Origin of the sequence: Corallococcus sp. 4LFB (assembly GCF_046520365.1) — a bacterium.
Classification (GTDB): domain Bacteria; phylum Myxococcota; class Myxococcia; order Myxococcales; family Myxococcaceae; genus Corallococcus; species Corallococcus caeni.
On record NZ_JBKGHJ010000543.1, the window covers coordinates 1 to 5193 of the forward strand.

Below are 5193 nucleotides of genomic sequence, written 5' to 3' on the forward strand. Positions count from 1 at the left end.
CGGGCGATGGCCTGGGGAGACAGGTGATGCAGGAGCCGGATTCACACTCCGTGGACGAGCATGCGCGCGGCGGGCCCCGCCCGTCCGCGGCGGAGTTCCTGCGCGCGAACCACGACGCGCTGCTGGCGGACTGGCAGCAGGCGGTGTTCGAGTACCTGGGCGGCAAGGGACCCGCACGCCCGCCCTGGCTCATCGACCACCTGCCGGGGCTGCTCTCCACGCTGGCGGACGCGGTGGAGCTGGGGCCGGAGGCGCTGGACGACCGCCTGGAGGCGGCGCATGCCACGGCCCGCCTGGACAAGGGCTTCAACCTGGGCGAGGTGGCGCAGGAGTACGCCCTGCTGCGCCGCTGCATCCTCCACCGCCTGGAGGCGCAGGAGCGGATGCTCCGGCCCGGCGACCTCACGCGGCTGGAGGAGACGCTCGACCGGGTGGTCACCCGGACGATGACGCTCTTCTGGGAGATGAAGCAGCGCATCCTCCAGACGCTGGACCGCATGGCCGAGGCGACGCTGGACGACCCGGACATGGAGACGCTCCTGGAGCGCCTGCTCACCCGGCAGATGGAGTCCGCGCTCACCGTGGACACGGCGGCGGTGATGATGCTGGAGGGCGACGCGCTGGTGGTGCGCGCCGCGGTGGGCCTGGGCACGGACGAGGTGAAGGGCCTGCGCGTGCCGGTGGGGCGCGGCGTCACCGGGCAGGTGGCGCTGGAGCGGCGGCCCTTCTTCGTCCGCTCGGCCGCCACGGACCCGCGTGTCCTCTTCGAACCGCTGCGCCGCGCGGGGCTGCGCGCGCTGTACGGCCTGCCGCTCATGGACGGCGAGCGGCTGCTGGGCATGGCGTACATGGGCTCGCGCACGGCCTTCGCCTTCGCCGACGCGGACGTGCTGCTCTTCAACGCCATCGCGGAGCGGGCCTCCGCGCACATCGCGCAGGCGGAGCTGCACGCGCGCGAACACGAGGCACGACAGGAGGCCGAGCGGTCGCTGGCGCTGCTGGACTCGCTGCTGGAGGCGGCGCCCGTGGGCATCGCGTTCCAGGATCATGAGCTGCGCTACCTGCGCATCAACGGCACGCTCGCGCGCATCAACGGCACTCCGTGGAGGAGCACCGGGGCCGCACGCTGTACGAGATGGTCCGTGGCGGTGTCGTGGCGCCCATCGAGCAGTCGCTGCGGCAGGTGCTGGACACGGGGCAGCCCGTGCAGGACGCGCTCATCGAAGCGCCGAGTCCGGCGCATGGCGGCCCGGGCGCCTGGCGCGCGGACTACTTCCCGGTGCGCACCCCGGACGGCGTGATGCTGGGGGTGGGCGTCACGGTGGTGGACATCACCGACCACAAGCGCGCGGAGGTCGCGCTCCAGCAGGCCATCGACTTCCGCGAGGAGCTCATCGCCGTCCTGGGCCACGACCTGCGCAATCCCCTGCACGCGGTGAACGCGTCGGCCTTCATGCTGGGCAAGAGCCCGGACCTGGACACGACCGCGCGCCGCTCCGTGGACCGCATCCGCAAGGCCACGGCGCGGATGACGCGGATGATCAACGACATCCTCGACTTCGCGCGCAGCCGCCTGGGCGGGGGCATCCCGGTGACGCGCCAGCGCGTGAACATGGTGGAGCTGTGCCAGGGCGTGCTGGACGAGTTGCAGGTGGTGTACCCGGAGCGCCCCCTCACGCTGGAGGTGCGCGGGGACGACCTGTGGGGGAACTGGGATCCGGACCGGGTGACGCAGGTGCTGGGCAACCTGGTGGTGAACGCGCTGCAACACGCGAGGAACGACACGCCCGTCCTCACCACGCTCACCGGCGAGGTGATGGACGTGGTGATGCGCGTGAGCAACGAGGGCGACCCCATCCCCCAGGAGCTGCTGCCGCACCTGTTCGACCCGTTCAAGGGGTCGCGCCTGCCGGAGCAGGGCAACAAGCACCGCAGCCTGGGCCTGGGGCTCTACATCGTCAGTGAGATCGTCCAGGTGCACCAGGGCAGCGTCCGCGTGGAGAGCGGCTCCGGCCAGGGCACCGCCTTCACGGTGCGCTGGCCCCGCGTCCCGCCGCCGAAGGGCTACCTGCCGCCGTGAGCCGCTGTCACGGCGCGGCCTTCGCCTCGGAGGCGGGCGCGATGGCGAGCGTGTGCACGGCCTCCGCGAGCATGCGCGTGCTCAGGTCCAGCGTCTCCAGCGCGATGGACTCGTCCGGGGCGTGGCCGGTGTAGGGCTCGTTGGGGAACGCGGGCCCGAAGTCCACGGCGCGGGGGAACAGCCGCGCGTAGGTGCCGCCCCGGATGGAGCCGGGCACCGCGTCCGGCGCCTTGCGCTGCCGCTGGTAGATGCCCATCAGCGTCTTCACCAGCGGGCCGGACGTGTCCGCCACGTGCGGGTCGCCCAGGTAGCGGCCGGAGCCCTCCTTCACCTGGCCGCCGGAGTCCTCGCCCACGCGCTTCGCGGCGGCGTCCAGCGCGGCGTTGAACGCGGCCGCGTCCTGGCCCCGCGGCCTGCGCATGTTGACGCCCAGGGACACGATTGCGTCCTTCACGCGCAGCACGGTGGGCGCCACCAGCAGCGGCCCCATCAGCGCGTCCTCGTACTTCAGGCCCAGCTTCTCGCCGTGGTGGTCGCCGTCGAAGCGCTTCGCCACCACGCGCAAGAGCGCCGCGATGCCGTTGTCCTCCAATGACAGCCGCGCGGCCACGGCGGACAAATCCCAGAGCGCGTTGTGCCCCTCGTCCGCGGTGGACGAGTGCACCGCCACGCCGTGCGTGGTGAGCACCACGGCGCCGCCCTCGCGCTTCGCCTCCGCCTTCAGGTCCTTGCGCGCGGGGGCTTCGGCGGCGATGGCGGCCTTCACGGCGGCGAGCACCGCCTCCGGCGTCTGGCCCTTCACGGGCGCGAGCTTCAGCGTGGCGGTGCCGGGCACCTGGGTGAGGAACTCGCCCGCGCTCACGTCCACGGCGCGCGCGACGGTGCCCTCCCCGGGCGTGGCGAGGGCCGTCCCCACGGGCGCCTCCAGCGTCCACGCGACGAAGCCGGACTGCGCGGCCATGACCGGGTAGCCGGAGTCCACGGAGATGACGTGCGTGGGCTTGGGCTGCGTGGCCGCGTACTTCTGCATGCCGGACCAGTCGCTCTCCTCGCCGTTGCCGATGATGACAAGCACCCTGCCCTGGGGCTCGAGGCCCAGGTCCTTCGCCATGGCCAGCGCGACGAGCCCGGAGGCGATGGGGCCCTTGTCGTCCTCCACGCCGCGGCCGTACAGGCGGCCCTTCTCCACCACCGGCTTGAAGGGCGCGCGCTTCCACTCATGGGCGGGCGCGGGGACGACGTCGCCGTGGAACACCAGGCCCAGCAGCGGCTCGCCCTCGCCCCAGGACACTTCGAAGACGTCGTTCGCGCCCACGGTGCGGAAGCCGAAGCCGTGCTGCTTCGCCCAGGCCTCCAGGGCGCGGCCCATGGCGGCCACCTCCGGGTTCTTCGCGGCGGGGGACTCGCTGCTCACCGTCTTGAAGCGGACGAGCGTCCGCGTGAGGGCCACCACGTCCTCCAGCGCACAGGCCTGGACGTAGGCGGCGTAACGCTCCGCGGCGGAGGCGCCCTTGAGGGCGGTGTCGGAGAAGCGGGCGGCGCGGGCGGCGGGCTTGCCGGCGCAGCGGGGGTCCTTGGCGGCGAGGGCGGCGGCGGGCGCCAGGAGGCAGAGGGCGGCGAGGAGGCGGGTGCGCATGGGAGACCTGGGAAACCGTCGGGCGGACGGGGCATTCCTGGTGGGACGGTGGGCAGGTGTGCGGCCGTGCGCCAGGCGTGAAAATGGGGGCGGTGGGGGCTAAAGCTAGAGCATGTTCTTCACGTCCCCGAAGAAGTCGAGGCTCCCCACTCCCCAGGAAGCGCTGCCGGGCCGTCCGCAGGAGATGCCGGTTCCGCGGAAGCACACCGTGCTGGGCACCCCGCTGAAGGGGCCGGTGCCGGAAGGCTTTGAGACGGCCGTCTTCGGCATGGGCTGCTTCTGGGGCGTCGAGCGCAAGTTCTGGCAGGTGCCGGGCGTGTACTCCACCGCGGTGGGCTACGCGGGCGGGCTGACGCCCAACCCCACGTATGAAGAGGTCTGCTCCGGCCTCACCGGCCACAACGAAGTGGTGCGCGTGGTGTACGACCCGAAGAAGGTCACGTACGCGCAGCTCCTGAAGGTCTTCTGGGAGAACCACGACCCGACGCAGGGCATGCGTCAGGGCAACGACGCGGGCACCCAGTACCGCTCCGGCATCTACTACGCGGACGACGCGCAGAAGCGCGCCGCGGAGGAGACGCGCCAGACGTACCAGGGCGCGCTCAACGCGAAGGGCCTGGGCGACATCACGACGGAAATCCTGCCGGCGCCGGCCTTCTATTACGCCGAGGACTACCACCAGCAGTACCTGCAGAAGAACCCGGGCGGCTACTGCGGCGTCGGCGGCACCGGCGTGAGCTGCCCCATCGGCGTGGGCGTCAGCGCCTGAGTCGAGCCCGGGGCCCGCTGTCTTCCGGACACGGGCCCCGCCTGCTTCTCGACGCTGAAGCCTCACGCCCGGCGGTGGCTGCGCCGGTACGCGCCGGGAGCGCTCCCGTCCCAGCGCTTGAAGGCCCGGTTGAAGGACGCCTCGCTCCCGTAGCCGATGGCCGGGGCGACCTCGCTCAGGGGCAGCTCGCTCTCGCGCAGGAGCTGGCGGCTTGATCATCCGCCAGCCCGCCAGGTACTCCAGCGGCGGCTCACCGACGAGCTCGCTGAAGCGCGCGGCGAACCCGGAGCGCGACAGGGCCACGGCGGACGCCAGGCTCTCCACGGTCCAGGGCTCCTGGGGATGCTCGTGGATGAGCGCGAGCGCCTTGCCAATCTGCGGATCCGTCAGCGCCCGCATCCCGGCCTCCTGGCACCCGTCCTTCGTCATGATGTGCGCGCGCAGGGCCTGCACCAGCAGGATGTCCGCGAGCCGGCTCATGATGACGCTGGCGCCCGGCTGGGACGACGCGCTCTCCACCAGCAAGAGCTGCACCGTGGACGCCAGCGTGGGCGCCGTCACCGCGTCGTCCGCGGCCAGGTGGATGACGCGCGGGAGCTCCTTGAAGAGCAGCGTGCGCGGCGCGACGCCCAGCTCGAACGACGCCGCGACCAGCGCGGTCCGCGCGCCGTCACCGCCCAACCGGATGGGCCCGGCCCCGTGCGAGCG

Annotated in this window: 4 protein-coding genes and 2 pseudogenes; 3 read left to right on the top strand and 3 right to left on the bottom strand. The window is 72.5% G+C overall.

What is annotated here, in order from left to right; all coding sequences use genetic code 11:
- Positions 1-26: 26 nt before the first annotated feature.
- Together ACLEQD_RS36390 and ACLEQD_RS36395 are read left to right on the top strand one after the other, a co-directional pair.
- Positions 27-872 (top strand): annotated as a pseudogene (locus tag ACLEQD_RS36390) (GAF domain-containing protein); the annotation flags it as partial.
- Between the two features lie 263 nt (positions 873-1135).
- Positions 1136-2080 carry an ATP-binding protein gene (locus ACLEQD_RS36395; protein ID WP_410390480.1) on the top strand — a complete coding sequence of 315 codons (945 nt, stop codon included), beginning with the start codon at positions 1136-1138 and terminating at the stop codon, positions 2078-2080.
- A 7-nt stretch (positions 2081-2087) separates the two neighbouring features.
- On the opposite strand, the gene ACLEQD_RS36400 is transcribed toward ACLEQD_RS36395, so the two are convergent.
- Positions 2088-3716, bottom strand: coding sequence for a Sapep family Mn(2+)-dependent dipeptidase (locus ACLEQD_RS36400; protein ID WP_410390481.1), 1629 nt, complete (start codon positions 3714-3716; stop codon positions 2088-2090).
- Positions 3717-3828: 112 nt separating this feature from the next.
- Between ACLEQD_RS36400 and msrA the strand changes: the two genes are divergently transcribed.
- On the top strand, positions 3829-4485 hold the full coding sequence (msrA, locus tag ACLEQD_RS36405) for a peptide-methionine (S)-S-oxide reductase MsrA (RefSeq protein ID WP_410390482.1): 657 nt from the start codon (positions 3829-3831) through the stop codon (positions 4483-4485).
- A 62-nt stretch (positions 4486-4547) separates the two neighbouring features.
- Here the strand turns inward: msrA and ACLEQD_RS36410 are convergent, their stop codons facing one another.
- Together ACLEQD_RS36410 and ACLEQD_RS36415 are read right to left on the bottom strand one after the other, a co-directional pair.
- Complete coding sequence (locus ACLEQD_RS36410; RefSeq protein WP_410390484.1) at positions 4548-4685, bottom strand: helix-turn-helix domain-containing protein; 138 nt, start codon at positions 4683-4685, stop codon at positions 4548-4550.
- Positions 4686-4974: 289 nt separating this feature from the next.
- Positions 4975-5166 (bottom strand): annotated as a pseudogene (locus ACLEQD_RS36415) (cupin domain-containing protein); the annotation flags it as partial.
- Positions 5167-5193: the final 27 nt, after the last annotated feature.

Excerpts from the sequence above, each read along its gene's own strand:
- ACLEQD_RS36400 (WP_410390481.1), bottom strand. The coding sequence starts at position 3,716 with ATGCGCACCCGCCTCCTCGCCGCCCTCTGCCTCCTGGCGCCCGCCGCC.
- msrA (WP_410390482.1), top strand. The coding sequence starts at position 3,829 with ATGTTCTTCACGTCCCCGAAGAAGTCGAGGCTCCCCACTCCCCAGGAA.
- ACLEQD_RS36395 (WP_410390480.1), top strand. The coding sequence starts at position 1,136 with ATGGTCCGTGGCGGTGTCGTGGCGCCCATCGAGCAGTCGCTGCGGCAG.